Annotated in this window: 25 protein-coding genes; 11 read left to right on the forward strand and 14 right to left on the reverse strand. The window is 64.9% G+C overall.

The genetic code is table 11. The annotated features are described in order from the left end of the window. Positions 1 to 22: 22 nt before the first annotated feature. A complete protein-coding gene (locus tag QE399_RS04480; RefSeq protein WP_309826533.1) occupies positions 23 to 178 on the reverse strand; it encodes a hypothetical protein in 156 nt (51 codons plus the stop codon). Here QE399_RS04480 and QE399_RS04485 point away from each other — a divergent pair. The 4 genes from QE399_RS04485 (at position 155) to QE399_RS04500 (ending at position 6,746) form a co-directional block, all read left to right on the forward strand. Further along, positions 155 to 1,420, forward strand: coding sequence for an efflux RND transporter periplasmic adaptor subunit (locus tag QE399_RS04485; protein ID WP_309826534.1), 1,266 nt, complete (start codon positions 155 to 157; stop codon positions 1,418 to 1,420). The two genes, QE399_RS04480 and QE399_RS04485, sit on opposite strands and share 24 nt — an antisense overlap. A 24-nt stretch (positions 1,421 to 1,444) precedes the next feature. Beyond that, on the forward strand, positions 1,445 to 4,606 hold the full coding sequence (locus QE399_RS04490; RefSeq protein ID WP_309826535.1) for an efflux RND transporter permease subunit: 3,162 nt from the start codon (positions 1,445 to 1,447) through the stop codon (positions 4,604 to 4,606). Between the two features lie 25 nt (positions 4,607 to 4,631). Further along, positions 4,632 to 6,086 (forward strand): efflux transporter outer membrane subunit, encoded by a 1,455-nt coding sequence (locus QE399_RS04495; RefSeq protein WP_405043189.1) that lies wholly within the window; start codon positions 4,632 to 4,634, stop codon positions 6,084 to 6,086. Between the two features lie 111 nt (positions 6,087 to 6,197). Beyond that, positions 6,198 to 6,746, forward strand: coding sequence for a c-type cytochrome (locus tag QE399_RS04500; RefSeq protein WP_309826536.1), 549 nt, complete (start codon positions 6,198 to 6,200; stop codon positions 6,744 to 6,746). 471 nt (positions 6,747 to 7,217) lie between these two features. On the opposite strand, the gene QE399_RS04505 is transcribed toward QE399_RS04500, so the two are convergent. The 3 genes from QE399_RS04505 to QE399_RS04515 form a co-directional block, all read right to left on the reverse strand. Next, on the reverse strand, positions 7,218 to 7,742 hold the full coding sequence (locus QE399_RS04505) for a DUF2946 family protein (protein WP_309826538.1): 525 nt from the start codon (positions 7,740 to 7,742) through the stop codon (positions 7,218 to 7,220). Beyond that, the gene (locus QE399_RS04510) at positions 7,735 to 8,850 is read right to left on the reverse strand and encodes a YheT family hydrolase (RefSeq protein ID WP_309826539.1); all 1,116 of its coding nucleotides are present in this window, start codon (positions 8,848 to 8,850) and stop codon (positions 7,735 to 7,737) included. Before QE399_RS04510 ends, QE399_RS04505 begins: the two co-directional genes overlap by 8 nt. Positions 8,851 to 8,999: 149 nt before the next feature. Further along, complete coding sequence (locus tag QE399_RS04515) at positions 9,000 to 9,449, reverse strand: YybH family protein (RefSeq protein ID WP_309826541.1); 450 nt, start codon at positions 9,447 to 9,449, stop codon at positions 9,000 to 9,002. Positions 9,450 to 9,619: 170 nt separating this feature from the next. On the opposite strand from QE399_RS04515, the gene QE399_RS04520 reads away from it, so the two are divergent. From QE399_RS04520 to QE399_RS04530, 3 genes are read left to right on the forward strand one after another with little or no spacing between them, the layout of a single operon-like run. Next, positions 9,620 to 10,231, forward strand: coding sequence for a LemA family protein (locus QE399_RS04520; RefSeq protein WP_309826543.1), 612 nt, complete (start codon positions 9,620 to 9,622; stop codon positions 10,229 to 10,231). A gap of 19 nt (positions 10,232 to 10,250) precedes the next feature. Further along, entirely contained in the window at positions 10,251 to 11,171 is a 921-nt protein-coding gene (locus QE399_RS04525; protein ID WP_309826545.1) for a TPM domain-containing protein, read from the forward strand. 8 nt (positions 11,172 to 11,179) lie between these two features. Then, on the forward strand, positions 11,180 to 11,755 hold the full coding sequence (locus tag QE399_RS04530) for a TPM domain-containing protein (protein WP_405043191.1): 576 nt from the start codon (positions 11,180 to 11,182) through the stop codon (positions 11,753 to 11,755). Positions 11,756 to 11,973: 218 nt separating this feature from the next. Here QE399_RS04530 and QE399_RS04535 read toward each other — a convergent pair whose 3' ends face one another. The 9 genes from QE399_RS04535 to QE399_RS04575 all read right to left on the reverse strand — a co-directional run bounded on the left by QE399_RS04535 (position 11,974) and on the right by QE399_RS04575 (position 19,185). Beyond that, entirely contained in the window at positions 11,974 to 12,393 is a 420-nt protein-coding gene (locus tag QE399_RS04535; protein WP_309826547.1) for a F0F1 ATP synthase subunit epsilon, read from the reverse strand. A 133-nt stretch (positions 12,394 to 12,526) separates the two neighbouring features. Then, a complete protein-coding gene (gene atpD / locus QE399_RS04540; protein ID WP_309826548.1) occupies positions 12,527 to 13,933 on the reverse strand; it encodes a F0F1 ATP synthase subunit beta in 1,407 nt (468 codons plus the stop codon). Positions 13,934 to 13,970: 37 nt separating this feature from the next. Next, entirely contained in the window at positions 13,971 to 14,840 is an 870-nt protein-coding gene (atpG, locus tag QE399_RS04545) for a F0F1 ATP synthase subunit gamma (RefSeq protein ID WP_309826550.1), read from the reverse strand. Positions 14,841 to 14,858: 18 nt separating this feature from the next. Further along, on the reverse strand, positions 14,859 to 16,412 hold the full coding sequence (gene atpA, locus QE399_RS04550) for a F0F1 ATP synthase subunit alpha (RefSeq protein WP_309826551.1): 1,554 nt from the start codon (positions 16,410 to 16,412) through the stop codon (positions 14,859 to 14,861). Positions 16,413 to 16,455: 43 nt separating this feature from the next. Beyond that, a complete protein-coding gene (locus QE399_RS04555) occupies positions 16,456 to 16,998 on the reverse strand; it encodes a F0F1 ATP synthase subunit delta (RefSeq protein ID WP_309826553.1) in 543 nt (180 codons plus the stop codon). A gap of 13 nt (positions 16,999 to 17,011) precedes the next feature. Beyond that, entirely contained in the window at positions 17,012 to 17,482 is a 471-nt protein-coding gene (locus tag QE399_RS04560; RefSeq protein WP_309826555.1) for a F0F1 ATP synthase subunit B, read from the reverse strand. A gap of 34 nt (positions 17,483 to 17,516) precedes the next feature. Continuing rightward, positions 17,517 to 17,765, reverse strand: coding sequence for a F0F1 ATP synthase subunit C (gene atpE / locus QE399_RS04565; RefSeq protein ID WP_166309855.1), 249 nt, complete (start codon positions 17,763 to 17,765; stop codon positions 17,517 to 17,519). A gap of 51 nt (positions 17,766 to 17,816) precedes the next feature. Then, positions 17,817 to 18,695, reverse strand: a complete 879-nt coding sequence (gene atpB, locus QE399_RS04570; RefSeq protein WP_309826556.1) for a F0F1 ATP synthase subunit A — start codon at positions 18,693 to 18,695, stop codon at positions 17,817 to 17,819. Between the two features lie 22 nt (positions 18,696 to 18,717). Next, positions 18,718 to 19,185 (reverse strand): ATP synthase subunit I, encoded by a 468-nt coding sequence (locus tag QE399_RS04575; protein WP_309826557.1) that lies wholly within the window; start codon positions 19,183 to 19,185, stop codon positions 18,718 to 18,720. 276 nt (positions 19,186 to 19,461) lie between these two features. On the opposite strand from QE399_RS04575, the gene QE399_RS04580 reads away from it, so the two are divergent. From QE399_RS04580 to QE399_RS04595, 4 genes are all read left to right on the forward strand, one after another. Further along, positions 19,462 to 19,767, forward strand: a complete 306-nt coding sequence (locus QE399_RS04580; RefSeq protein ID WP_309826558.1) for a YbeD family protein — start codon at positions 19,462 to 19,464, stop codon at positions 19,765 to 19,767. A 14-nt stretch (positions 19,768 to 19,781) separates the two neighbouring features. Then, the gene (gene lipB, locus QE399_RS04585; protein WP_405043195.1) at positions 19,782 to 20,480 is read left to right on the forward strand and encodes a lipoyl(octanoyl) transferase LipB; all 699 of its coding nucleotides are present in this window, start codon (positions 19,782 to 19,784) and stop codon (positions 20,478 to 20,480) included. Between the two features lie 14 nt (positions 20,481 to 20,494). Further along, positions 20,495 to 21,493, forward strand: coding sequence for a lipoyl synthase (lipA, locus tag QE399_RS04590; protein ID WP_309826559.1), 999 nt, complete (start codon positions 20,495 to 20,497; stop codon positions 21,491 to 21,493). A gap of 116 nt (positions 21,494 to 21,609) precedes the next feature. Continuing rightward, positions 21,610 to 23,322 (forward strand): hypothetical protein, encoded by a 1,713-nt coding sequence (locus QE399_RS04595; protein ID WP_309826560.1) that lies wholly within the window; start codon positions 21,610 to 21,612, stop codon positions 23,320 to 23,322. Between the two features lie 233 nt (positions 23,323 to 23,555). On the opposite strand, the gene QE399_RS04600 is transcribed toward QE399_RS04595, so the two are convergent. Continuing rightward, positions 23,556 to 25,010, reverse strand: coding sequence for a hypothetical protein (locus QE399_RS04600; RefSeq protein ID WP_309826561.1), 1,455 nt, complete (start codon positions 25,008 to 25,010; stop codon positions 23,556 to 23,558). Between the last annotated feature and the right edge of the window lie 57 nt (positions 25,011 to 25,067).

A 25,067-nucleotide genomic window follows, 5' to 3' on the forward strand; every position in this document is an offset into this window, starting at 1 on the left:
CGATGTAATCGCAATTATACATTCATGTTTGTATGTACAATGGCGCCCACTTTCGTTTGCCCTCTTCTTTGATGCCGGTCAGCTGCATGCGTCCGGCATCGGGAATTTCTGTTTCTGCACCTTTCGCTTTTTGCCTTTTCTCAAAGGGATTTCCATGCAGCGCCTGAACGACGACCACTCCGTCCGCTCCGTCTCCCAACCCCCTTCCTTGAGGCTTCTCGCACTGTCCATCGGTTGCGCAGCCGTGCTCGCCCTGTCGGCGTGCGGCAAGAAGGACGCTGATGCCCAGGGCGGCGCCCCGCAGCAGCCCCCGCCGGCCGAGGTGGGCGTGGTGACGGTCACCCCCGGTGACGTCGGGTTGGTTACCGAGTTGCCAGGCCGCCTCGAGGCGTCACGCGTGGCAGAGGTGCGGGCCCGGGCGGCCGGCATCCTGCAAAAGCGCCTGTTCACCGAAGGCAGTGATGTGAAGGCCGGCCAGGCGCTGTTCGCTATCGACAACGCGCCTTACCGCGCCACGCTGGAAAGCGCGCAGGCCTCCGTCGCCCAGGCCGAAGCGAACGTGGCCCAGACCCGTGCACTCGCCGAGCGCTACAAGCCGCTGGTGGCCGTGAACGCGGTGAGCAAGCAGGAATACGACAACGCGGTCGCTTCCCAAAAGACGGCCGAGGCCAACCTGGCAGCCGCCAAGGCCTCGGTGACCACCGCGCGCATCAACCTGGGCTATGCCTCGGTGACCTCGCCCATCTCCGGCCGCATCGGCCGCGCCTTGGTGACCGAAGGCGCCCTGGTGGGCCAGGGCGAACCGACCCAACTCGCCGTGGTGCAGCAGATCGACCCGCTGTACGTGAACTTCACGCAGTCCGCGTCGGACGCCCTCAAGCTGAAGGCAGCCCTGACCAGCGGCAAATACAAGCAGGCCGGCAACGGTGCCGCCGGCGTGAGCGTGGTGCTGGAAGACGGCAGCGTCTACGGCCGCACGGGCCGCCTGCTGTTCACCGATCTGACGGTGGACGCCACCAGCGGCCAGGTCACGCTTCGCGCTGAAATTCCCAACCCCGACCGCCAGCTGCTGCCCGGCCTGTACGTGCGCGTGCGCGTCGAGCAGGCCCAGGTGGGCAACGGCGTCCTGCTGCCCCAGCAGGCCGTGACCCGCTCGGCCAAGGGCGACACGGTCATGGTGGTGGGCGAAGACAACCACCTGACGCCCCGCCCGATCAAGCTGGGCCCGGCACAAGGCACGAACTGGGTGGTGCTGGAAGGCCTGAAGGCCGGCGAAAAGGTCATGGTGGACGGCTTCCAGAAGCTGCCCCGCGGCAAGCCCGGCGATCCGATCGTCGTCAAGCCCGTGCCCTGGCAACCCGCCGGTGCCAAGCCCGCTGCGGCGCCCGCCTCTGCCGCTTCGGCTCCGGCCAAGCAATAAGTAAGACAACCAGGAGCGCGGCACATGGCCAAGTTCTTCATTGAACGGCCCATCTTTGCATGGGTCATCACGATCTTCATCATGGTGATGGGGGGAATCTCCATCGCCAAGCTGCCCATCGCCCAGTACCCGGCGGTGGCGCCACCGACCATCCAGGTGTCGGTCGCCTACCCGGGCGCCAACGCGCAGACGCTGGAAGACAGCGTGCTCGCAGTCATCGAACGCGAGATGAACGGCGCCAGCGGGCTGGCCTACATCGAAACGACGAGCCAAGCCAACGGCACCGGCTCGATCGTGCTGAGCTTCGAGCCTGGCACCAACGCCGATCTGGCGCAGGTGGACGTGCAGAACCGCCTCTCGCGCGCCACGCCGCGGCTGCCCAGCGCAGTGACGCAGCAGGGCGTGCGCGTGGAGCAGTCGCGTTCGAACTTCCTGATGTTCGCCATGCTCTCCACGGACAACCCCGACGTGAGCATCGAGGCGCTGAACGACTATGCCGCCCGCAACGTGGTGCCGGAACTGCAGCGCGTGGCCGGCGTGGGTACGCTCACCCAGTTCGGCTCCGAGCGCGCCATGCGCATCTGGGTGGACCCGGCCAAGCTCAAGGGTTTCAACCTGTCGCTCGACCAGGTGAATGCGGCGATCCGCGCACAGAACGTGCAGGTGTCGGCCGGCAATCTGGGTGACCTGCCGTCCGAACAGGGCCAGCCCGTAGCGGCCACCATCGTCGTGCAAGGCCAGCTGACCAATGCCGACCAATTCGGCAACGTGGTACTGCGCGCCAACACCGACGGTTCCGCCGTGCGCCTGAAGGACGTGGCCCGCATCGAACTCGGCTCGCAGAGCTACAACACCAGCGCCCGTCTGAACGGCAAGCAGGCCGTGGGCCTGGGCGTGCAGCCCACCCCATCGGCCAACGCGCTGGCGACGGCCAAGGCCGTGCGCGCCAAGCTGGAAGAGCTCAAGAAGTTCTTCCCGCAGGGCGTGAACTACGTGGTTCCCTACGACACTTCCAAATTCGTTTCGGTCTCGATCGAGAAGGTGGTGCACACGCTGATCGAAGCCGTGGTGCTGGTGTTCATCGTGATGTTCCTGTTCCTGCAGAACTTCCGCTACACCATCATCCCGACCATCGTGGTGCCCGTGGCGCTGCTGGGCACTTTCGGCGCCCTGCTGGCGATGGGCTTCTCGATCAACGTGCTCACCATGTTCGGCATGGTGTTGGTGATCGGTATCGTCGTGGACGATGCGATCGTGGTGGTGGAGAACGTCGAGCGGATCATGGCCGAGGAAGGCCTGCCGCCGCTGCAGGCCACGCGCAAGGCGATGGGCCAGATCTCGGGCGCCGTGATCGGCGTGACCGTGGTGCTGATCTCGGTGTTCGTGCCGCTGGCGTTCTTCGCCGGCTCCACCGGCAACATCTATCGCCAGTTCGCCGCGACGATGGCCACCTCGATCGCGTTCTCGGCCTTCCTCGCACTGTCCCTCACGCCGGCGCTCTGCGCCACGCTGCTCAAGCCCATCGATCCGGAACACCACGCCGAGAAGAAAGGCTTCTTCGGCTGGTTCAACCGCTCGTTCAAGAGCACCACGCACCGCTATGAAGGCTGGATGGCCAAGCTGCTGCGCCGCGGCGGCCGCATGATGATCATCTATGCCGTGCTGCTGGGCGCCGTGGCGCTGGTGTACACGCGCCTTCCCACCTCGTTCCTGCCCAACGAAGACCAGGGCTACATCATCACCAACGTGCAGCTGCCCCCGGGTGCCGCGCAGTCGCGTACCAGCGAGGTGCTGCAGCAGGTGGAAGGCTTCATGCTGAAGCAGCCCGAGGTGGAGAACATCGTGACCGTGGCAGGCTTCTCGTTCTCGGGCCAAGGCCAGAACGCCGGCCTCGCGTTCGTGATCCTGAAGGACTGGGCAGAGCGCTCCGGCGCCGACAGCACGGCCTCGGCCGTGGCCGGCCGCGCCTTCATGGCGCTGTCGGGCATCCGCGATGCCTTCATCTTCGCGCTGAGCCCGCCGCCCATTCCCGAACTGGGCACCGGCACCGGCTTCAACTTCCGGCTGCAGGACCGTGCCGGCCAGGGACACGACGCCCTGGTCAACGCGCGCAACCAGCTGCTGGGCATGGCCGGGCAGAGCAAGATCCTGGCAGGCGTGCGCCCCGACGGCATGGAAGACGCGCCCCAGATGCAGATCGACATCGACCGCGACAAGGCCAACGCCCTGGGCATCGGTTTCGACAGCATCAGCAGCGCGCTGTCCACGGCGCTGGGCTCGGCCTACATCAACGACTTCCCGAACCAGGGACGTCTGCAGCGCGTGGTCGTCCAGGCGGACGCCGCCGCCCGCATGCGGCCCGAGTCGGTGCTGGACCTGCCGGTGGTGAACAGCCGCGGCCAGACCGTGCCCCTGTCGACCTTCGCCACCACGCGCTGGATCACCGGCGCCATGCAGACGGTGCGCTACAACGGCTACCCGTCGATGAAGATCGCCGGTGATGCCGGCCCCGGCTACACGACCGGCGAGGCCATGAACGAGATGGAACGCCTGGCCGGCCAGCTGCCGCCCGGCTTCGGCTTCGAGTGGACGGGCCAGTCGCGCGAGGAAAAGCTCGCTGGCTCGCAGGCCATGATCCTCTATGCCTTCTCGCTGCTCGCCGTGTTCCTGTGCCTGGCCGCGCTGTACGAAAGCTGGTCGATCCCGTTCTCGGTGATGCTGGTGGTGCCGCTGGGCGTGCTCGGCGTGCTGCTGGCCACGCTGATGCGGGGCATGTCCAACGACGTGTACTTCCAGATCGGGCTGGTGACCATCATCGGGCTCTCGGCCAAGAACGCCATCCTGATCGTGGAGTTCGCGAAGGATCTGCAGGCCGAGGGCAAGAGCGTGCTGGAGGCGGCGCTGGAGGCCGCCCACCTGCGGTTCCGTCCCATCATCATGACCTCGCTGGCCTTCACGCTGGGCGTGGTGCCGCTGTTCATCGCCTCGGGTGCCAGCTCGGCGAGCCAGCGGGCCATCGGCACCGGCGTGATCGGCGGGATGATCACGGGTACCGTGCTCGCGGTGATCTTCGTGCCCGTGTTCTTCGTGCTGGTGCGCACCTTCTTCAAGGGCAGCAAGCGCCAGCAGGACCACGACGCCAAGGTCAACCAACAGCACCGCCGCGATGCGGAAGCGCTGGAATAAGCCCCATTTGCTGGAGAGAGAAACCATGCAACACATTTCCCCTCTGCACTCCGGCGCGCGCATGCCGCGCCTGGTGCTGACGGTCGTGGCGGCGGCAGCCTTGATGGCCGGCTGCAGCTTCATCCCGACCTACGAGCGCCCGGCAGCGCCGGTGCCCACCGCCTTCAACGCCGCCGAAGCCGCAGCGCCCGTGGGCGCGAAGGCGGCCTCGGACATCGACTGGAAGGAGTACTTCGCCGACCCGCGTCTGCAGCAGCTCATCGGCATCGCGCTGGAGAACAACCGCGACCTGCGCGTGGCGGTGCTCAACATCGAGCAGGCCCGGGCGCAGTTCCAGATCCAGCGCGCGGACCTGTTCCCCGCCGTCAACGGCATCGCCTCGGCCACCCGCCAGCCCAACACGGCCACCGGCCAGTACAGCAACCTGTTCCAGGTCGGCCTGGGCGTGTCGGCCTGGGAGATCGACTTCTTCGGCCGCGTGCGCGCGCTGAAGGAGCAGGCCCTGGCGCAGTACCTCGCCACGGACGAGGCGCGCAAGTCGACGCAGATCAGCCTGGTGGCCGCGGTGGCGCAGGCCTGGTTCAACCTGCTGGCGGACGAGGAGCTGCTCGACCTGTCGCGCCGCACGCTCGGCACCCGGGACGAGTCCGTGAAGCTGACGCGCCTGCGCCTGGAGAACGGCGTGAGCTCGGAGCTGGACAACAGCCAGGCCGAGAGCCTGGCGCAGACCGCCCGCGCAACGTACGCCCAGCAGCAACGCCAGCGCATGCAGGACGAGAACGCGCTGGTGCTGCTGCTCGGCCAGCAGCTGCCGGCAGACATCCGTGCCAGCCTGGGACAGGCACGGCTGGCCGACGCGCCGGCCATGCCCGGCCTCCCCGCGGGCATGCCCTCCGATCTGCTGACCCGCCGGCCCGACATCCGCCAGGCCGAGCAGCTGCTGATCGGCGCCAACGCCAACATCGGCGCGGCCCGTGCCGCGTTCTTCCCGCGCATTGCGCTGACGGCCCAGGCCGGCACGGTGAGCAACGAACTGTCGGGCCTGTTCAAGAGCGGCAGCTGGGCCTTCTCGCTGGCGCCGCAGCTGACGCTGCCGATCTTCAATGCCGGAGCCAACCAAGCCAATCTGGAATCGGCCCGCGCCGGCCGCGAGATCGCGGTGGCGCAGTACGAAAAGTCCATCCAGACGGCTTTCCGCGAAGTCTCCGACGCGCTCGCCGGCCAGGCCACGCTGCAGGAGCAGCTGGACGCCCAGCGCGCCACCCGCCAGGCGGATGCGCGCCGCACCGAGCTGTCGGACCTGCGCTACCGCAACGGCGTGTCCAGCTACCTCGACTTCCTGGATGCGCAGCGCTCGCTGTTCGCCTCAGAGCAGACGCTGGTGCAGACCCGCCTGCTGCAGCTGCAGAACCAGGTCACGCTGTACAAGGTGCTGGGCGGCGGATGGACCGAGCCGCCGCAGCAAGCACCACGTTCTTGATGTAGCGCAAGAGGGCGCGGCTGGCCGTTTTCCCTAACGGCCAGCCCTGGGGACCGCTTCCTATAATGAAGAGTTGATCCCCCACAAGCCCCCGATACCTCAGAGGACGTCATGAGCGACACCCACGAAGAAGCGCACACCGGCCCGATCAAGAATCCCAAGCAACTGCTGCTCACGGTCTTCCTGTCTTTCGTTCTGCCGGTCTTCGCCATCATCGGCCTCGTCGTGTTCGTGACGTCGGGCAACAAGCCCGCAGAAGGCGTGGCCAACCCCGAGATGGCCATCGCCCAGCGCATCCAGAAGGTGGGCATGGTGGAGGTGCGAGACGCCAACCGTCCGCTGCGCCCCGGCGAGGAAGTCTTCAAGGGCCAATGCGCCGCCTGCCACGCCACGGGCGCGGCCGGTGCGCCCAAGCTGGGCGATGCCGCGGCCTGGGCACCGCGCATCCAGACGGGCTTCGAAGCCCTGGTGCAATCGGCCCTGAAGGGCAAGGGCGCCATGGCGCCTCAGGGCGGCGGCGACTTCGACGACACGGAAATCGCCCGTGGCGTGGCCTACATGGCCAACGCTTCCGGCGGCAAGTTCGAGGAACCCAACCGTCCCGATGCCCCCGCGGCCGACGGCGCTGCTGCACCGGCCCCCGCAGCCTCTGGCGGCTGACCCGGCCCCCATACATACTGCGTCCCTCCCGAGCCGGCCCTGCGCCGGCTTCGTCGTTTCTGGGATGCCCGCAGCAGGGAAAAAGTGCACCGCTCCTAGAACGAGAGCGCGATGCGCTTATCACCAAAGGACTTCAACGCTCTAAAGGCTTCAATGCGCCGCCCGTTCAGCGGTAATAGCTATAGTTTTTGAGGCGAGCAATGGGGCGTTGGAGGGAGTGCAGGACACCGTTTCTGCGACGACGTGGGGCGGTATCGTGGGCAGTCTCTTTAGCCATGCGCTGCCTGCTTCATCGCGGCCGCTGCCCTGCGAGACCGGGATGAGGCAGCCGAAGCCCCTCTCACCCCCAAGGAACCGGCTGTGCCAGGCCATGCAGGAAGAAGCGAGAGCCCTGCAGCGCCCCGCGTCCATGGCACCGCCAGGGCGACCTGCGCTGCTTTCCGGCGGCGTCCCGCCGAGTCTCTCGCCCGCCTACTGCGCCGCGGCCGGGCTCCGCACGAATCCGTAGCGCTCCGGCAGGCGGTCCGCCTGCACCTCCTGCGGCGTCCAGCGGCCCTGTTCGATGGCTTCGGCCACCAAGCCCACGTCCAGGCTGTGCACCAGGCCCAGCCCCGCGCCGCTCGCCAGGTAGACCCGGCCCGCCTCGTCCAGCAGGCATTCGCCCGCGTCGGGCATGCGCAGGCCCGTGTGCGCGACGGGGACGCCGTCCGTACCCAGGCGCCAGACGAGCGGCGTGGCCTCCAGTTCGACATACACGCGCTGCGGCCCGTTCTGGAAGAACCAGCGGCCCTGCGCGTCCGACTCGTAGTTTCGGTGGATGAAATCGATCAGCTTCTCGTGCCGCAGCACCGCGCCGCGGGCTTGCGGGAACGGGCCCTGCGCCTGCGTGGCGTCATCGCGCATGTACCACTGGCCGCGCGCATCCAAGCCGAGCCAGCCGAAGCAGTCCGGAACGTTGGGCCACTTGGCAATGGCCTGCCTGACGATGTCATCCATGCGGCGATTCTGCCGCGGGTGCAGCGGGCAAGGCGTAGTCCGCTGCCCCGCCCTTCCGCGCCAGCCAATCGGCAACCTGCTCGGGCATGCGGCGTACGCTGCCGGGCCAGCCGCCGTGGGCAAAGCCGACGTGGCCGCCGTGCGCCGGCTGCCAGAGTGTGACGGGCGCGGCCCGCACCGCCTGGGGCCGCGGCAGGCTGTCGGCAGGCACGAAGGGGTCGTTCAGCGCATTGAGCACCAGGGCCGGAATGCGGATGTCGCCCAGCAGCGGCTTGGCGGAGGCGCGGCGCCAGTAGTCGTCGGTATCGCGAAAGCCGTGCAGCGGCGCGGTGAAGACGTTGTCGAAGGCGTACAGGTCCCGCGCGGCGAGCAATGCCTGCCGGTCGAACAGCCCGGGGTGTTGCGCCAGCTTGGCCAGGGCCTTGGGCACCATGGTGCGCAGGAACATGCGCGTATAGACCTGCCGGTTGAAACCGCGCCCGATGGCTGCACCGCCAGCGGTTAGGTCGATGGGCGAACTGATGGCCGCCACCGCATCGGCCTGCCGTGCAGCCCGCGCACCGGCTTCTGCGGCCCAGCGCAGCAAGGCATTGCCGCCCAGGGAGACGCCGGCGGCCAGCAGCGGCGCGCGGCCACCGCCCGGCAGCGCCTGCCCCTGGGCCAGGCGCGCCAGCAGCCAGCCGATCTCTTCATGGTCGCCGGAGTGGTAGGCCCGCGGCGCGTGGTTGATCTCGCCGCTGCAGCCGCGGAAGTGCGGCACGGCGAAGCGCCAGCCCCGCTCGCGCGCGACGTCGGCAAAGGCTTCGGCATAGTGGCTGCGCGACGAGCCCTCCAGGCCGTGGAAGAGCACCAGCAGCGGCCGCGCCGCGTCGTGCGCGGTCGGCGGCACGCGCACACCGGCATCTGCCGCTGCGCCGTCAGCCAGGAAGTCCACGTCCACGAAGTCGCCGTCCGGCGTGGCCCAGCGCTCGCGGCGGTACAGCGGCCGGGGGCCGACCGTGCGGCGGCTGAACAGGGCCGGCCAGATGGTCTGGGCGTGGCCTCCGGGCAGCCAGCGGGGCGCATCGCCGTGCGGTGGCCGCGGTGCAGCGCCAAGGTCTCCGATCATCCTCTCAGCCCCACATGGCGAGGCACTCCATCCCCGCCGCAGAACCGGCGCCCCCCCGCAGCGACGGCTGCGCCCCCCTGCCCGTCATGGGCAGCACGGCGAAGGCGGGGGGAGGAAACGGCGACGCCGCTCTGGAGGAGGCACTCCATCTAATGCAGCACCGGTGGCGGCGAACCCGGCGGCTGCGTCTCGCGCACCGTGCCCGGGCTGGCGTGGTGGGCCACCATGCGCCAGCCCTGCGGGGTCTTGTGGTACACGTTGGTGGCCTGCACGATGGCATTGCGCGGCCCGTCGGGCAGGGCCACCTCGACCTGCTCGACCACGCTGTGCACGGCACTGGCCAACGCCTGCACGCGGTGCACCTGCGTGGGCTTGGCGCGCAGCGCCCCGTGCTCGAACATCGCGGCGAAGGCGGCCCGGATGGCGCCCGGCCCCAGCAGGCGCGGGCCGCCCGGGTGCACGCAGACGATCTCGTCGTCGTCGGCCCAGCAGGCCATCAGCTGATCGATATCGCCCGTCTGCAAGGCTTCGTAGAACGCGGCCTCGGTTTCGTCGGGGGTGCCGCCGACGATGGCGGCGCGCAGGGAAGGTCGTGTCATGGCGTGGAGCGGACAGGGCGCGGCATGCAGGAAGCCGCCATTGTGTGCGCCGTGGCGGACGTTGTCACGGGCTGCCGGCTGGCAGGGCGCGGCCGGCGTGCAGGCACAATGGCCAGCGCCCGGGAAGCCCATGGCAACGTCGCCGGCTTTCGGCTCCCGCGCAGGCAGCCATGCAACGACTTCTCGCCCTTCTTGCCCTCGCCCTGGCCCTGACCGGCTGCGGCTACAACGACTTCCAGCGCCTGGACGAACAGAGCAAGGCCGCCTGGAGCGAGGTGCTCAACCAGTACCAGCGCCGCGCCGATCTGGTGCCCAACATCGTCGCCAGCGTGAAGGGCGAAGCGGCCTTTGAACAGGAGACGCTCACCCGCGTGGTGGAGGCGCGTGCCAAGGCCACGTCGATGCAGGTCACGCCGGAGACGATCAACAACCCCGAAGCATTCGCCAAGTTCCAGCAGGCGCAGGGCGAGTTGTCCAGCGCCCTCTCCCGGCTGATGGTGGTGGCCGAGCGCTACCCAACGCTGCAGGCCAACCAGGGGTTCCGCGATCTGCGCGTGACGCTGGAGGGCACCGAGAACCGCATCACCGTCGCCCGCAACCGCTACATCCAGACGGTGCAGGAGTACAACGTGCTGGCGCGCAGCTTCCCGACCAACGTGACGGCCAAGGTGTTCAGCTACGATCCCAAGCCGAGCTTCACGGTGCAGAACGAAGCGCAGATCAGCGTGCCGCCCACGGTGGACTTCTCGTCGCCCGCCGCAGCGCCGGCCTCCAAGCCGTGATACGGAGTTTGAGCCCAATATGCCTCTAGCGCTTGTCGTTCAAGCGTTCGTAGCTACACTTTTAATAGCTATAGGCGCGCCTGCCGCCTGGGCCCAGGCGCCCCAGCCCGTGCCCGCCCTCACCGCCCGGGTGGTCGACACGACCGGCACGCTGGCGCCTGCCGAGCGCCAGTCGCTCGAGACCCAACTGGCCGCCATCGAGCAGCAGCATGGCTCGCAGGTGGCGGTGCTGATGGTGCCCACCACGGCCCCCGAGGACATCGCCGCCTACGCCAACCGCGTGGGCAATGCCTGGAAGATCGGCCGCCGCACCGTGGGCGACGGCGTGCTGGTGGTCGTCGCCAAGGACGACCGCAAGATGCGCATCGAGGTCGCCAAGGCGCTGGAGGGCGCGATTCCCGACATCGCCGCCGCCCGCATCATCGACGGCGCGATGAAGCCGCGCTTCCGGCAGAACGACTTCGCCGGCGGGCTCACGGCGGCGGTGGACCAGATCGGCGCCCGCATCGCCGGCGAGCCCCTGCCCCTGCCCGAGCCGTCCGGCGACAGCCGCCAGCGCGGCGGCACCGCCAGTGGCTTCGACTGGATGGACATGGGCATCTTCCTGTTCTTCGGCGTGATGATCGGCGGGCCCATCGCACGTTCGCTGTTCGGCGCGGGGAAGGGCGGGCTGCTGATGGGTGCAGGCGCTGGAGGGCTGGCATTCCTCGCCACGGCCAGCGTGCTGGTGTCCGCTGGCGCGGGCCTGCTGGCCCTGGCGTACACCGCGCTGTTCAGCGCCGCCAGCCGGACCGGTCGCGGCGGCGGTCCCGGCGTCATCTTGAGCAGCGGCGGAAGCGGTGGGGGCTGGAGCAGCAGCGGCAGCAGTGGTGGCGGCGGCGGATTCAGCTCAGGGGGTGGCGGAGATTTTGGAGGCGGCGGCGCCTCGGGAGACTGGTGAACATGGCCATGGCATCACCCCACCCCACACTGCCTGCGCGCATCGCCCGGCTGGTACGACACCGTTGGTCCGAAGGCAGGCTGCTGCGCACCGCGCTACCGGCAGACCTCGTGGAGCGGCTCACCCGGCGCGTGGCAGCCAGCGAACGCCGCCACACGGGCCAGATCCGCATCTGCATCGAGGGCGGTCTGCCGCTGTCCTACCTGTGGCGCGGCGCCAGCGCCCGCGATCGCGCCGTGGCGCAGTTCGGCAAGCTGCGCGTCTGGGATACGGAGCACAACAACGGCGTGCTCATCTACCTGCTGCTGGCCGAGCACGCCATCGAGATCGTGGCCGACCGCGGTCTGGCCCGCACCGTGCCGCCAGAAACCTGGCGCACGCTCGTCGCGCACATGGGCGAGGCCTTCCGCGGCGGACGCTACGAAGACGGCCTGACCCAGGCGCTGGCGGAGGTTTCGGCCCTGCTGGTGGCGCATTTCCCGGTGCCTCCGGACGCCGCCGGCAGCGCCCACCCCGATGCCGATGAACTGCCGGATGCACCGGTCCTCGGTCGCCGGGGATGGGGCAGCGACAGCGGCGATTGACCGCCGAAGCGGCGCGACGTCTTTCACACAGGCCGGCAGGAGAGGCCCCGGCCCATCGCAGCGGGCGAAAACCAGGTAGAAGGGTGGGACCTATTGCCGCGCAGTGGCCAAGCGCCACGGCCAGCCCCAGCATGACAAAAGCCGCCCGAAGGCGGCTTTTTATGAAGCGATCGCAGCGCATGGTGTGCGCTGCCGTGCCGCGAGGCACTACCGGCAGCTCAGCGCTTCTGGCGGAACTTGCGCAGCGCAGCGATCTGAGCCGCCATGACGGCCAGCTCGGACTGCGCCTTCGCCAGGTCCAGATCGCTCTTGGCGTTCTTCAGTGCTTCCTCGGCGGCAGCCTTGGCGGCGTTGGCCTTCTCGTCGTCCAGATCCTTGCCGCGGATGGCGGTGTCGGACAGCACGGTCACGCGGTCGGGCTGCACTTCCAGGATGCCGCCGGCGACGAAGACGAACTCCTCGTTGCCGTCGGCCAGTTCGATACGCACCGAGCCCGGCTTGATGCGCGTGATCAGCGGCGTGTGCTTGGGCAGGATGCCCAGTTCGCCCGCTTCGCCAGGCAGCGCCACGAAGCGCGCCTCGCCGGCGAAGATGGACTCTTCGGCGCTGACGACATCAACGTGAAAGGTGTTGGCCATGGGTCGTTCCTTGAATGTTCAAAAAGAGGGAGCAAGCAGATCTGGAAGCACCGGATTTGCCACCAGGGCGCCTGGGATTTCGATGAACCCTCCAGTCGCTCCGGGGCAGCGGCGCCTACCGGTAGATGCTTGCTTACGCCAGCTTCTTGGCCTTTTCGAAGGCTTCGTCGATCGTGCCGACCATGTAGAACGCCTGCTCTGGCAGGTGATCGCACTCGCCGGCCACGATCATCTTGAAACCACGGATGGTTTCGGCCAGGGGCACGTATTTGCCAGGCGAACCCGTGAACACTTCGGCCACGTGGAACGGCTGCGACAGGAAACGCTGGATCTTCCGGGCGCGGGCCACGGCCAGCTTGTCTTCGGGAGCCAGTTCGTCCATGCCCAGGATGGCGATGATGTCGCGCAGTTCCTTGTAGCGCTGCAGCGTGCCTTGCACACCGCGGGCCACTTGGTAGTGCTCGTCGCCCACCACTTGGGGGTCCAGCTGGCGGCTGGTGGAGTCCAGGGGATCCACGGCAGGGTAGATACCCAGCGAAGCGATGTCACGCGACAGCACCACGGTGGAATCCAAGTGAGCGAAGGTCGTGGCAGGCGACGGGTCGGTCAAGTCATCGGCAGGCACGTACACGGCCTGGATGGAGGTGATCGAACCGACCTTGGTCGAGGTGATGCGCTCTTGCAGACGGCCCATTTCCTCGGCCAGGGTGGGCTGGTAGCCCACGGCGGAGGGCATGCGGCCCAGCAGCGCGGACACTTCGGTACCGGCCAGCGTGTAGCGGTAGATGTTGTCCACGAAGAACAGCACGTCGCGGCCTTCGTCACGGAACGATTCGGCGATCGTCAGACCGGTGAGGGCCACGCGCAGACGGTTGCCTGGAGGCTCGTTCATCTGGCCGTAGACCATGGCCACCTTGGAGTCCTCGAGCTTCTCGAGGTTCACCACGCCGGAGTCGGCCATTTCGTGATAGAAGTCGTTCCCTTCGCGGGTACGCTCGCCCACACCAGCGAACACCGACAGACCGCTGTGGGCCTTGGCGATGTTGTTGATGAGTTCCATCATGTTCACGGTCTTGCCCACGCCGGCGCCACCGAACAGACCCACCTTGCCGCCCTTGGCGAACGGGCAGACCAGGTCGATCACCTTGATGCCGGTTTCCAGCAGTTCCTGCGAAGGCGACAGTTCGTCGTACGCAGGGGCCTTGCGGTGGATGGAAGCCGTCAGCGTCTGGTCCACGGGACCGCGTTCGTCGATGGGCGCGCCCAGCACGTCCATGATGCGACCCAGGGTGGCCTTGCCGACGGGCACGTTGATGGGGTTGCCGGTGTTGGACACCACGATGCCGCGGCGCAGGCCGTCGGACGAACCCAGGGCAATGGTACGCACCACGCCGTCACCCAGCTGCTGCTGGACTTCCAGCGTCAGCGTGGAACCGTCGAGCTTCAGGGCGTCGTAAACCTTGGGCATCTGGTCACGCGGGAACTCCACGTCCACCACGGCGCCGATACATTGAACAATCTTGCCTTGTGCTTGAGCCATTTGTCGCTCCAATAATGTTTGTCTGTCGAGCTGTTGTTTACACAGCGGCGGCACCGGACACGATCTCGGACAATTCCTTCGTGATCGCTGCCTGGCGCGTCTTGTTGTAGACCAGCTTCAACTCGCCGATGACGCTGCCCGCGTTGTCGGTGGCGGCCTTCATGGCCACCATGCGCGCGGACTGCTCGGACGCCATGTTCTCGGCCACGGCCTGGTAGATCAGCGATTCCACGTACCGCACCAGCAGGTCGTCGATGACGCTCTGGGCATCGGGTTCGTAGATGTAATCCCAGCCGTGCTCGGTCGTTTCCGCCTGCATCTGCGCGGAGGACAGGGGGAGCAGACGCTCCACCACCGACTCCTGCTTCATGGTGTTGATGAACTTGGTGTAGCTCAGATACACCGCGTTGATCTTGCCTTCGGCGTAAGCGTCGAGCAGCACCTTGACGGGGCCGATCAGCTTGTCGAGGTGCGGCGTATCGCCCAGACCCGTGACATGGGAAACCACCTTGGCGCCGACGCGGTTCAGGAAGCCCAGACCCTTGTTGCCAATGGCCACGGCTTCGGTCGACACGCCAGCGTTCTGCAGTTCACGCAGTTGGGTCGTCACGGCACGCAACACGTTGGTGTTCATGCCGCCGCACAGGCCCTTGTCGGTCGTCACGACGATCATGCCGGCCACCTTGGCGTTCGTGTTTTCCTTCATGAAAGGATGCACGTACTCCGGATTGGCCTGACCGAGGTTGGCTGCGATGTTGCGGATCTTCTCGCTGTAGGGACGGGCAGCGCGCATCCGGTCCTGCGCCTTGCGCATTTTGGATGCGGCCACCATCTCCATGGCCTTGGTGATCTTCTTGGTGTTCTCCACCGATTTGATCTTGCCGCGTATTTCCTTGCCTGCTGCCATGATGGCTCCTCGTCCGGTTTAGGCGAACGACTTCTTGAACGCGGCGATGGCTGCGGTCAGTTCGGCTTCAGCGTCCTTGTCCATGGCCTTGGCCTGTTCCAGCTTGGCCAGCAGAGCGGCGTGGCTGGTCTTCAGGAACTGGTGCAGGCCGTGTTCGAAGTCGAGCACCTTCTTCACTTCGATGTCGTCCATGAAGCCCTTGTTCACAGCGAACAGCGTGGCACCCATCAGCGAGATGGGCAGCGGGCTGTACTGTGCCTGCTTCAGCAGTTCGGTCACGCGGGCACCGCGGTCCAGCTGCTTGCGGGTGGCTTCGTCCAGGTCGGAAGCGAACTGCGCGAACGCAGCCAGTTCACGGTACTGGGCCAGGTCGGTACGGATACCGCCGGACAGGCTCTTGATGATCTTGGTCTGGGCAGCACCACCGACGCGCGACACCGAGATACCGGCGTTGATGGCGGGGCGGATACCGGCGTTGAACAGGCTGGTTTCCAGGAAGATCTGGCCGTCGGTGATCGAGATCACGTTGGTCGGAACGAAAGCGGACACGTCGCCGGCTTGCGTTTCGATGATCGGCAGTGCCGTCAGCGAACCCGTCTTGCCCTTGACTTCACCCTTGGTGAAGGCTTCGACGTAGTCGGCGTTCACGCGGGCGGCACGCTCCAGCAGACGGCTGTGGAGATAGAACACGTCGCCGGGGTAGGCTTCGCGGCCTGGCGGGCGGCGCAGCAGCAGCGAGACCTGGCGGTAGGCCACGGCTTGCTTGGACAGGTCGTCATACACGATCAGGGCGTCTTCGCCGCGGTCGCGGAAGTACTCGCCCATCGTGCAGCCGGAGTAGGCCGACACGTACTGCATGGCAGCCGATTCGGAAGCCGATGCGGCCACCACGATGGTGTATTCCATCGCGCCGGCTTGCTCCAGAGCGCGCACGACGTTCTTGATGGAGGATGCCTTCTGGCCGATCGCGACGTAGATACACGTCACGCCCTGGCCCTTCTGGGCAATGATGGCGTCGATGGCGACGGCCGTCTTGCCGGTCTGGCGGTCACCGATGATCAGCTCGCGCTGGCCACGGCCCACGGGCACCATCGAGTCGATGGACTTCAGGCCGGTCTGCAGCGGCTGGTCCACGGACTTGCGGGCGATCACGCCGGGGGCGACCTTTTCGATCACGTCCGTCAGCTTGGCGTTGATCGGGCCCTTGCCGTCGATCGGCTGGCCCAGGGCGTTCACCACGCGGCCCACCAGTTCGGGGCCCACGGGCACTTCCAGAATGCGGCCCGTGCACTTGACGGTGTCGCCTTCGGAGATGTGCTCGTACTCGCCCAGAATCACGGCGCCGACGGAGTCGCGCTCGAGGTTCAGCGCCAGGCCGAAGGAGGCCTGGCCGTCCTTGGTGGCGGGGAATTCGAGCATTTCGCCCTGCATCACATCGGACAGGCCATGCACGCGCACGATACCGTCCGACACGGACACCACGGTGCCCTGGTTGCGGATGTCGCTGCTCGCTGCCAGACCTTCGATGCGGCTCTTGATCAGTTCAGAAATTTCTGCGGGATTGAGTTGCATGACTCTTTCCTTCTTTCTTTGGTTAGCCGAAACCCCAACGCCGTCAGGCGGTGAGGGCCGCTTTCATTTGTTCCAGACGGGCCTTGACCGAAGTGTCCAGCACCTCGTCGCCCACCACTACGCGAATGCCGCCGATCAGGGATTCATCCTGCTGTACCGAGACATTCAGCTTGCGGCCGAAGCGCTTCTCCAGCGCTGCGTCCAGACCAGCGAGCGCGGCGGTGTCCATCGGGAAGGCACTGAACACCACGGCATCCGAAGAACCGTTGCGCTGGTTGACGAGGGCACGGAACTGCGCCGCCACTTCGGGCAGGGCTTCCACGCGGCCGTTGTCGATGATCACGCGCAGGAAATTGCGTGCGGCATCCGGCAGCGGGGCGCGAACGACACCGGCGATGACCTCGAACACCTGGTCGGAGGTCACCTTGGGGTTGTCCGCGAGCTGGCGCAGCTGCGGGTTGGCGGCAATCGCCGCCACTTCTTCCACCCAGGCGACGGTGCCATTCAGGTCGGCGCCCGACTGGGCGGCGCTGGCCTTGAACAGGGCTTCCGCGTAAGGGCGGGCAATGGTGGCGAGTTCTGCCATGTTGCGTCGCTCCTTACAGCTCGGTCTTCAGGCGGTTCAGCAGATCCGCATGGACGCCGGCATTGACTTCCTTGCGGAGGATCTGCTCGGCACCCTTGACGGCCAGTGCGGCCACCTGCTCGCGCAGGGCTTCGCGGGCCTGGATCGTCTGCTGTTCGGCGTCGGCACGGGCTGCAGCGATGATCTTGTTGCCTTCTTCGGTCGCGCGGGCCTTGGCCTCTTCGATGATGGCCTGAGCGCGGCGATCGGCGTCCGCAATACGCGATGCCGTTTCGTTGCGCGTCTGGGCCAGTTCCTTCTCGACGCGCTGGTTCACAGCGGTCAGTTCGGACTTGGCACGGTCGGCAGCAGCGAGGCCATCGGCGATTTTCTGGGCTCGCTCATCCAGCGCCTTCGCGATCGGGGGCCACACGAACTTCATCGTGAACAGCACCAGGATCAGAAAGACGATGGCCTGAACGAACAGGGTCGCGTTGATACTCACGGCAACACCTTTCTAGTTGGGCGTTGAACGGAGCTTAGGCCAGGACGAAGGGGTTGGCGAAAGCGAACAGCAGGGCGATGGCCACACCGATCAGGAAGGCAGCGTCGATCAGACCGGCCAAGATGAACATCTTGGTTTGCAGTTCGTTGATCAGTTCGGGCTGGCGAGCGGAAGACTCGAGGAACTTGCCACCCATCAGGGCGATACCGATCGAAGCGCCGATAGCGCCGAGACCCACGATCAGACCACAAGCCAGAGCGACGAGACCGAGAACGTTTTCCATGATGACTCCTAGGATGAAAAGAAAGAAAGGTTGAGAAAGGAAAGAGAGGGATCAGTGAGCTTCATGCGCCTGGCCGAGGTAGATCAGCGCAAGCATCATGAAAATGAAGGCCTGCAGGGTGATCACCAGGATGTGGAAGATCGCCCAGATAGAGCCCGCAATGATGTGCCCCACGGGGAGCAACACACCGGAAAGCGACATGGCAGCAGCACCACCCATCAGGGCAATCAGCATGAACACCAACTCACCAGCGTACATGTTGCCGAACAGTCGCATGCCGTGCGACACCGTCTTGGCAACGTATTCAATGATCTGCATGAGCAGATTGACCACGCCCAGGATCAGGGCGAAGAAAGGATTCTTGCTGGTGCCGAAGGGAGCGGACACCAGTTCATGCGCCCAGCCGCCCAGACCCTTGATCTTGACGCTGTAGTACAGGCACAGCACCAGCACGGCGAAGGACAGGCCCAGCGTGGTGGACAGGTCGGCCGTGGGCACGACGCGCAGATAGGCGTGGTGCGGGTCGTGGCCGGCAGCACCGTAGATCTGCGCCCAGATGGCGGGCAGCAGGTCGACCGGCAGCATGTCCATGGCGTTCATCAGGAAGATCCAGACGAACACGGTCAGGGCCAGCGGGGCGATGAACTTGCGGCTCTCGGCGTTGTGGATGTTGGCCTTGGCCTGGTTGTCCACCATCTCGACGAGGATCTCGACCGCGGCCTGGAAGCGGCCCGGCACGCCGGAGGTGGCCTTGCGGGCGCACAGCCAGAACACGAAAAGTGCCAGCACGCCGAGAACCAAACCGACCACGACGGAGTCAATGTTCACCACGGAGAAATCGACGATGGACTTCTGCTTGATGTTCTGGAGATGCTGCAAGTGGTGAACGATGTATTCACTGGCAGTCGGGGCATGCGCTTCTGCGGCCATCGGACAACTCTTCTCTCAAATATCAAACCGGTTTGCGAACACCGGGCCGCGCCAGGAGCGCGATCCAGTACGTTTTCATCGTCACCACCATGCCGACCAGCAACGCCAGCCAGCTCAGGCCCGGCAACAGCCGGGGCGCCGCCGCCAGCATGGCAACGGTCAAAACAATCTTGGCCAACTCCCAACCGAACAGACTCGCCATCGCAGCGCCTGCAGACCCTTGCTGGCGTGCCATGCCCCGCGCAAACAGCGCGGCGGGCAGCACGACGGAGAAGGCGCCATAGGCGGCAGACACACCCAGATGCGGCTTGCCGGACACCAGCCACACCACCAGGGAGACCAGGGCACCTACCAGAGCCTGGAACCACACGATGCGCCAGATAGACACGTTCGGGTGGCGTTGCCGCCACTGCTGAGCCTCTTCGGCGGTCAGGGGCTTGAAGTCGGAATCTCCGGCCTCAGTTTCGGTCTCGGGTGCGATTGTTTTCATTTTTGAATGACGCCCGCGTTACAGACCGGAACTTTCACAAAGCCCCTGATTATAAGTAAAAACCGACAGGGCTCCGCAATCTCCTGCGTGTCACGGGCATTCGCAGCGCTGGGCGCAACCGCCTTCAGCCTGGGGGGGACGCAGAGCGCAGATGACGCACGGCGCCACACCGGCAATGTGACGCAGAGCGCAGTTTGCCTTGGTTCGCACCGGAGCCGTCAGCAATCCCCCACAATCGCACGGCTACTGCGCCGTGCGCGGACTCGAAAGCCACAGATGACGACACCCTCCACCCCCGCTGCCGGCGACGCCGCCGACTCCCGCAAGGACTCGTTGATCGAGTACCCGTCCCTGTTCCCGATCAAGGTGATGGGCGCCAAGGTCGACGGCTTCGTGCACGCCGTGACCGATCTCGCGCGCCAGTTCGACCCGGGCTTCGATGCCTCGACCATCGAACTGCGCGACAGCCGTGCCGGCAACTACCTCGGCGTGACCATCACCGTCACCGCCACCAGCCGCGAGCAACTCGATGACCTGTACCGGGCGCTGTCTTCGCACCCGCTGGTCAAGGTCGTGCTCTGATCGAGAGCGCGGCAGTGCAACTGCGCAACCTCGGCCGCGTGGACTATGGCGCGACGCTGCATGCCATGCAGCGCTTCACCGACGAGCGGGCTGTCGACACGCCTGACGAGCTGTGGATTTGCGAGCACGCAGCCGTTTACACGCAGGGCATTTCCGGCAATAGCGATCACGTTCTCAACCCGGGGAGCATTCCGGTGGCGGCCACCAACCGTGGGGGGCAGGTCACGTTCCACGGCCCGGGGCAGGTCGTCTGCTACCCGCTGATCGACCTGCGGCGCGCCGGCTACTTCGTCAAGGAGTACGTGTTTCGCATCGAAGAGGCCGTGATCCGCACGCTCATGCATTTCGGCGTGACGGGCCACCGTGTGGGCGGGGCGCCAGGCATCTACGTGCGCCTGGACGATCCCGCCAGCCACGCGCTGCTGCCGCAGCGCCCGCGCAAGGCCTCCGGCGATGGCCCCACGGCCCCGGTAGCGCCCGATTTCTCCGGCCTGGGCAAGATCGCCGCGCTGGGCATCAAGGTGAGCCGGCATTGCACGTACCACGGCGTCGCCCTGAACGTGGACATGGACCTGGAACCTTATTCGCGCATCAACCCTTGCGGCTACGCAGAGCTGCAGACGGTGGACCTTTCTACAATCGGGGTCCAAACCACTTGGGATGAGGCTGCTGCGGTGCTGGGCCACCAGCTTTCCATCCGCCTCGCACCCTGATCCTCCCAAACAGCATGAGCACTTCCGAAGTCGTCCGCGAAGCCCAGTCCACCGGGGCTTACAACCCGCTCGCCAAGCAGAAGGCCGCGGCCAAGCTGTCGCGCATTCCGATCAAGGTCGAGCAAGGCGAAGTGCTCAAGAAGCCCGAGTGGATCCGCGTCAAAGCCGGCTCGCCCACCACGCGCTTCTACGAGATCAAGGAAATCCTGCGCGAGCACAAGCTGCACACGGTGTGCGAAGAGGCCTCGTGCCCCAACATCGGCGAGTGCTTCGGCAAGGGCACTGCCACGTTCATGATCATGGGCGACAAGTGCACGCGCCGCTGCCCGTTCTGCGACGTGGGCCACGGCCGCCCCGACCCACTGAACAAGGACGAGCCGCTGAACCTGGCGCGCACCATCGCCGCGCTCAAGCTCAAGTACGTGGTGATCACCAGCGTGGACCGCGACGATCTGCGCGATGGCGGCAGCGGCCACTTCGTCGAATGCATCGAGAACATCCGCGCCCTTTCGCCCGCCACGCAGATCGAGATCCTGGTGCCCGACTTCCGCGGCCGCGACGACCGCGCGCTCGAGATCCTGAAGTCTGCGCCGCCCGATGTGATGAACCACAACCTGGAGACCGCGCCGCGCCTGTACAAGGAAGCGCGCCCGGGATCGGACTACCAGTTCAGCCTGAACCTGCTCAAGAAGTTCAAGGCGCTGCACCCCGGCGTGCCGACCAAGAGCGGCATCATGGTCGGCCTGGGCGAGACGGACGAAGAGATCCTGCAGGTGATGCGCGACATGCGCGCGCACGACATCGACATGCTGACCATCGGCCAGTACCTGGCGCCCTCCAACAGCCACCTGCCCGTGCGCCGCTACGTGCACCCGGACACCTTCAAGATGTACGAGGAAGAGGCCTACAAGATGGGCTTCACGCACGCCGCCGTGGGCGCGATGGTGCGGTCCAGCTACCACGCGGACCAGCAGGCGCACGCAGCCGGCGTCTGTGTCGAGAACTCGAAGTAAACGAGAAAATATCGAAGTAGTTGCGAAATTATCGGAGTGATGCGAAAAAAGTGATCTGGTGACCTGTGCTTGAACTTACGAGGCCTGCGACATTGCATCAGGGCGCAACGGACCCTGTGCTGCAAATCAGTGCATTTCCAACCGGTAGGGACATCTGGCGTGTTGACTGGTTCGGTCCCATTGCGTTTCCAAATCGAATGGAGCGCAAAAAGCACCCATCGGTGTTGGTGTATCTCTCGAAAGTGATTGCGCCATCTGCTCTGGAGGAACAGGGCCGCTTGCTCCTGCCAAGCTGCACTCTGCCAGCGCATCAACAGGCCAAAAGATGGGTCAGCGTTGGTACGACATTGCTATTGCGAATAGGTGATCTTTGGCAGGACCAGACACTTATCGGACGCCCGGTTTATGACGAAGCAACGCTCACCGACGTCACCATCGATCGTGAACATGCCAGTCTCACAAAGGCGGGGCTCAGCTTCGAAGACGGCAGCTTCCTACTGCCACTTTCCCATCACCCCTGGCACCTAAACAATACGCACTCTTACTGCGTTAACGTCAAGCTGCCAGATGGCCGAAGCTTGGTCGTGCCATGCATGGAATTGGTACGGTTCTACTTCGGCTCATCTAGCGAACTCATCTCACGCCTTTTCGCTCCACCGCTGACAAGAAGCCGCTTGTACGACAAGTGCTACACGTCGTCAAAAGGCCGGATGAATCTAGAGTTGGCAGAGCGCATTCCATCGGCGAGTGCTGAAGACATTGGACGAATCGCCGGAAGCGACTTCGCATGGCGTGCTGCGGCGCTTGTTACATCGTCATGCCTTAAAGCTTCAGCAGCTGGCCGAGACATCTACCCCCAGACAGTCTTCCCGTTTGAAGGCAACACGACACTCAAAGTAATTGGGAAATGGCTACCACGCGGCGACGTCGAGCAAGGCACTTTTCTTGCCTATCAAATTCTGAGCTGCAGTCACCCATTTCCCTTTCAGTCGCTTCACTTCAAACGAAATCAGGGCTCCACGCCAAGCCCTGGCAACACAGCGGCGAATGCTGGCGCGAATTTAGCCGAAGCACGTCCGCAGCGTACGGCAGCCCAACCGAAAACATCGTCCCTCCAGGAACATGATGCTTCGTCAACGCTTGCAGCCACAGTGAGAGTAGTGAGTGGACGCCGCCGATTCACAGATCTTGAACATAAGTTCATTCGGGCCGAGCAGGCAACCCGCCCTTCAATCGCACCAAAGACACACACCGGCTCATCACCTGCCGTAACGGACTTGGCCACAGGCGACCCTGGCTCCTCTAGGCGAATTCGCCCTGTCAGCCTCATCGACGCCAGTGCCCACGCGAGAACTGAACCGCCAAGCTTCCTCCGTACCGCCCTTGCGGCCATGGAGAGTATCGAAGGACTGCAAGTAAGTCTATTGCAGGCGAGTGAAGATCAAGACTGGACGGTCCCAGCAGCCTATCTCGCTGACGAGGATGGAGTTGTGCCCGGTCAACGGACGCTTCGTGGCAAGACCGAGAAGAGCTCGCGCACTGCGTCATTTGTTCTGAAGATGGGGACAACCAATGCCATAGCGACGGTTATTGAAGGCGTGTCGGCCCTGCTCGTTCTGAACTCTTTAACTCCCGAACAAGCCGCAGATCCAACCGCAGAGTGTTTGCGGATCGCCGCGCGCGGCGGTGCCCTATCTTCTTTTGGTGTGCGTAAGACCTTTATATCAGAGGCCATGCCAACTGGAGTGCCACTCGCCCGCCACGCGCTAATACAGGGGCTCGCGGACATCACACGCCAGCAAGCAAAGCGTCAAAGTCTCACTGCATGAACCGCAACCTTCAGCGACTTGAAACGCGGCAGCGCTATGTTTAGCAGAGCCGAGACCTCAGCAGCGGATTCGTTCAAAGCTGCCGCTCTGGCGTGACGGCGTGTCACACCCCGTAGATTTTCAATAAGGTATCCGTTTCGGGCGGGCCCGCGAGGCGCGTCAAAACGTCGACTCGGTCGGCGAGCATCCTCGCCGGCCAGCTTACTTCTCTGGGCTTCTTCACGAGCTGCTCATCAGCCGATTTCATCGCCTTCTCTAACCATGATGTTCCAGGTGAAGGAGCTGTACGGATGGAACTCAGGCAGGATGCTTCGAATCTGCCCATCAACCAGGAAGTGGTGCGCAATCCCCGGAAACAATTCAGGATCCACGGAATGGGTAGCAGAGGGGTTGTGATACATCGAAAGACCCTCTGCCCACGACTCGGTTATGTCACCTTGTTGCACGTCGTGCATAAAGCCCTTTGGCAACGCAGCATTTGGGTTGTGGTCATGCCGCACACCGAACCTGCGGATGATCTGGTTGGGCAGGCCGAATCCCGCCAGCTTGCCCATGCGATTGAACTTGGAGATCGTCCCCGACGCAGAGAAGAGCACCGCGCTGACATTTTCGGCGCATGGCTGAAGGAAGAACCCCGAGGGGATGACCTTGCCGTTGTACTCATGCGTCTCGATCTGCAGCGGCGAGATCACCAGTTGGCCAGCATCGTCGAACATAAAGTCATGCGTCACCCCGTAGAGGTACTCCATCAGGGCGGGCGATGTCCACGTCATGGATTGGTCCTCGTGGAAATCAGCGACTGCGAACACCAGGGGATGACCCCTGACGTGTTCCAGCTCCCAGTAGGGCTTGGCCCGACTGAGCTTCGAATACAGCGCGCTTCCAAAGCGGATGGGCATACGGGTCTTGAGCAGCTCACGAACGGCCTCCGGTGATCGCAGCTCCGGTATGCCGTTTTCGTCAAGCTCTAGCGGTGGATCCTTTGGCGACGGCCCGACGATGACCGCTTCGATGAACACTTTTTTGCCGTGGCGGTGGACCTCAAAATCAGGCGCTTCGCGGTCCTTGTTCACGAACAGGCCCATCTCAAGGAGCGCCGCGTAAAGGTAAAGCTCCCAAATGCGCGAGTCGAAAGCAGTCGTCTGGAACTGTTCGACGAAATTTCCATCGACATCGACGTAGTGCTTCATCATCTCCGTCATGATTCCCCGAGCGGGAATCCAGTGGTCGAGGGACTGGAGAATCTGGAAAGCTCGATGAAGCTTGTCTTCAGGGGCAATGATGGTGAAGAGATCAATGCCCGCCTTGTCGGTCGCTTCGTCGCCTTGGTCGAAGACGGTCTTCCCCTCGGCGACATGCCGCTTCACCGATGCGAACAAGGCGTGACGAGCCGCGGTCTTTTTGAAGCTCATATCGACGTCAATGCATCGGAAGCGCCCTTTCAGATCTCGTCCCAGGAGGACATACCCAAAATCCCGATCCGTGAGGTCCTTGATGACGACGCCGATCAGACTCTCATCTGCACTGGAGAAGAACTCCAGCTCTTTTCCAATGTCATTAGCGATGGGGGATCTCGTCCATGCAACGAACGCGTTATAGCGTTCGGGTGTCATCGCCGCGACCCCATTTGCTGTCAATAGGTCAGCAACTCGCTGCGCCTTGGCGCCTCTTCTCTTGGCTTCTCCCATGTCTACTCCCTGGAATTTCTCTGACCTCTGACATGACTAGCTGGCGTGGATGGGCAA

Source organism: Paracidovorax wautersii, assembly GCF_031453675.1.
In the GTDB taxonomy this organism is placed as follows: domain Bacteria; phylum Pseudomonadota; class Gammaproteobacteria; order Burkholderiales; family Burkholderiaceae_C; genus Paracidovorax.